This is a genomic window from Halobacillus sp. (genome assembly GCF_049282395.1).
Classification (GTDB): domain Bacteria; phylum Bacillota; class Bacilli; order Bacillales; family Halobacillaceae; genus Halobacillus.
Map to the genome: position 1 here is coordinate 1 of NZ_JBAPTY010000054.1, position 2474 is coordinate 2474.

The 2474-nt window shown below is 38.9% G+C and carries 5 protein-coding genes; 1 reads left to right on the top strand and 4 read right to left on the bottom strand.

Annotated features, from left to right (window positions below):
* Positions 1 to 171: 171 nt before the first annotated feature.
* Positions 172 to 390 carry a hypothetical protein gene (locus WAM07_RS02495; protein WP_422164493.1) on the top strand — a complete coding sequence of 73 codons (219 nt, stop codon included), beginning with the start codon at positions 172 to 174 and terminating at the stop codon, positions 388 to 390.
* Between the two features lie 109 nt (positions 391 to 499).
* Here the strand turns inward: WAM07_RS02495 and WAM07_RS02500 are convergent, their stop codons facing one another.
* The 4 genes from WAM07_RS02500 to WAM07_RS02515 form a co-directional block, all read right to left on the bottom strand.
* Positions 500 to 1129, bottom strand: coding sequence for a DUF1700 domain-containing protein (locus tag WAM07_RS02500; RefSeq protein WP_422164495.1), 630 nt, complete (start codon positions 1127 to 1129; stop codon positions 500 to 502).
* A 6-nt stretch (positions 1130 to 1135) separates the two neighbouring features.
* The gene (locus WAM07_RS02505) at positions 1136 to 1474 is read right to left on the bottom strand and encodes a PadR family transcriptional regulator (RefSeq protein WP_089749869.1); all 339 of its coding nucleotides are present in this window, start codon (positions 1472 to 1474) and stop codon (positions 1136 to 1138) included.
* 183 nt (positions 1475 to 1657) lie between these two features.
* Positions 1658 to 2065, bottom strand: coding sequence for a hypothetical protein (locus tag WAM07_RS02510; protein ID WP_422164497.1), 408 nt, complete (start codon positions 2063 to 2065; stop codon positions 1658 to 1660).
* Between the two features lie 80 nt (positions 2066 to 2145).
* The coding region (locus tag WAM07_RS02515; protein WP_422164499.1) for a GNAT family N-acetyltransferase at positions 2146 to 2474 on the bottom strand (329 nt) is incomplete at its 5' end.

The following is a 2474-nucleotide window of genomic DNA, read 5'->3' on the forward strand; positions in this document are numbered from 1 at the left end:
TAAACACGGAAAGCAGGATAATATCCATCCTTTATAGTATTAATAAATACAAGGATTTATCACTCGCAATCCTTGTCGTCCTCCCAAATTTTCTCAACCATTCTAGTTATCTAACGGACTATAATGGGAAAATAGTAGGCAGGAACAAATTTAACCAAGGAGGCATTTAAAATGGCAGAAGTATCTTCCATGCAGCAAGCCGTTGAAGTATTACGAGGTAAGGGACTTTCCAATAGGGATATCCTTAGCAACGTAGATAGCAGCCATTTCCCGTTTGATGATGAGGAAGTGGTCATGACCTTTATTGATTTGCAGATTGAATGTTCCTCTGATAAAGATTTTAACAAATTAGTGGCTTACTTATATGATTTTGACTTAAAGGAGGAGTAATCATTCGAAGCTAAATCCATAGAATTAAGGAGGCTGTCCTATTCAGGATTGCCCCCTATCTTGAATGATCGCTTTCCTGTTTTATAGTTATCCAGTTATTCAATAACCTCTAATAACTGGATAATTCTACTATCTTAACATGGTTCAGATATAGAGATCGTATAGAAAAGTAAGTGAGCACCCACACAAGTACATAACAAGCAAGATAAGCAACATTAAATGTATCCAGTTGTCCAGTCTGCATGATATGTAGTGAAAATAATCCAAAAGGGATCGCTAACACGGGGACCATCACTCTGCCTGATTTACGAAGGATATCTCCTCTCTTCGTCGTCATTTTATTTTTATAGTAACCAAACAGCACACTGGTTCCCACTATTAATTGTAATAAAAAAGGTAAAAATAACCCGATGTCTATATTCTCGAAAATCAGCGGAAGAGCTAATGCGCCAAAGGGACCGATTACGGAAATAACCGTAACTCCATACCAGTAATCTGGTATAGCAAACTCTGTCTTTTGCCTGCTATGTTGTTCCTCGTGAAGAATTTCCCGACTTAGTTGTTCAGGAGACATAAAGGAGTCAACGATTTGCTGTTCTGTTTTTCCTTCTTCTGCGATCAATTCCATCAAGTGGTCCCTGATTTCATTCAGATGAGCACGTCGTTCATCGGCTGGCAGTTCTCGTAATTTATATTCCAACTGACTTACATAATCTTCAACGGTATGACTTTTGTTCATGTGTTTCTACTCCCCTCCAGCTTGCAGGTTGTTTAAGAACGAATAAACCGTTAGAAACTCGTTCCATCGATCCTCTGAAATTTCCTTTCCAGCATCGGTTAGATAATAATACTTTCTGCTCCTTCCCTCATGCTCTTCTTTAAAGGAACTAATCCACCCATTCGCGCTCATTCGTCGTAATATAGGATAGATGGAACCATCTGCTATTGGAAAACTACTGTCCTCTTGTAACTTCTTCGTGATTTGATATCCGTACATCGCGTCATTCTTTAATAGTAAAAGAATCGCTAATTCGAACGTGCCTTTTCTTAATTGCGTATGCCATTTGTCATTTTTTGTATCCATAGCTACATAGTATATCAGCGCTATATATGTGTCAATGACACATATAACCCCTGAATAAGGAGAGAGTCATGTCATACAACTATTAAGAAAACTTCCGCATTCACCCACATCGTCACATTGTAAAAAAGCTGAAAACCATCAAGTGGTCTTCAGCTTCAGTCCCTTCATTCTCACTTCATTTTTTCAATCAAAAGAAATAGACAGGCCCACAACTTGATCAGAATAAACAATCATCTCACTCATAGTTGTCTTCACTTCAGGGTTAGCTAAAGGCTTTATGGTGACATTTTTCAAGTGAATGGGCGCAGAAACGTTGTATGCATTCATCTCATCCGAAAGTTCATCCAGCTCTTCATCGAATTGAGCGAGTCCGTATTCAATGAAAGTCTGGTGACTCTCTTCCGCTTGAAACAAATTAATCGAGCCTTCTATCATGGCTGTTTGAGTATGCAGAAACAGTTTTCCTTCTGCGTTTGAAATCCGATCTTCCGTAATCAATCCTTTGGCGTGTTGATCTTTCAGGTCTGCTAGATGCGTAGTCATAGCTTTTTTATAATCCAGGGCTTGATGGAAGTTTTTCAACTTTGCCATAAAGTGTTCCTCCTATAAATGGATAGAATAATCGTCTTACTGAATTCAATTGGATCTTCATCGGCTGTTTAGCCCACCCATTAGGTTAATGATTTTTTAAACACGTAACTGACTTTGTCATATGCCATATTATCCATATAGAACCTGTGGGCATCTGTGCGCTGTAACCCTGATGATAAAGCCACACTCTCAAAGCCATTTCCCTTTCCCCATTTATGTACATAAGAGAGTAGTTTTTCGCCATAACCTCTCGATCGACACTTTTGATCTGTAACTAAGTCACAAACCCAGACAAACCTCCCATAATAAAGAGTAGTCATCGGCTTAAAACCCGTGACGGCAACGATCTTCTCACCTTCCATTAAAGCAAACATCCTGTACCGATCTACTTCTCTAGCCTCTAATACTA

What these genes read in the sequence shown, in the direction of transcription:
- WAM07_RS02495 (WP_422164493.1), top strand. Translation starts at nt 172, where the DNA reads ATGGCAGAAGTATCTTCCATGCAGCAAGCCGTTGAAGTATTACGAGGT.
- WAM07_RS02500 (WP_422164495.1), bottom strand. Translation starts at nt 1,129, where the DNA reads ATGAACAAAAGTCATACCGTTGAAGATTATGTAAGTCAGTTGGAATAT.
- WAM07_RS02505 (WP_089749869.1), bottom strand. Translation starts at nt 1,474, where the DNA reads ATGGATACAAAAAATGACAAATGGCATACGCAATTAAGAAAAGGCACG.
- WAM07_RS02510 (WP_422164497.1), bottom strand. Translation starts at nt 2,065, where the DNA reads ATGGCAAAGTTGAAAAACTTCCATCAAGCCCTGGATTATAAAAAAGCT.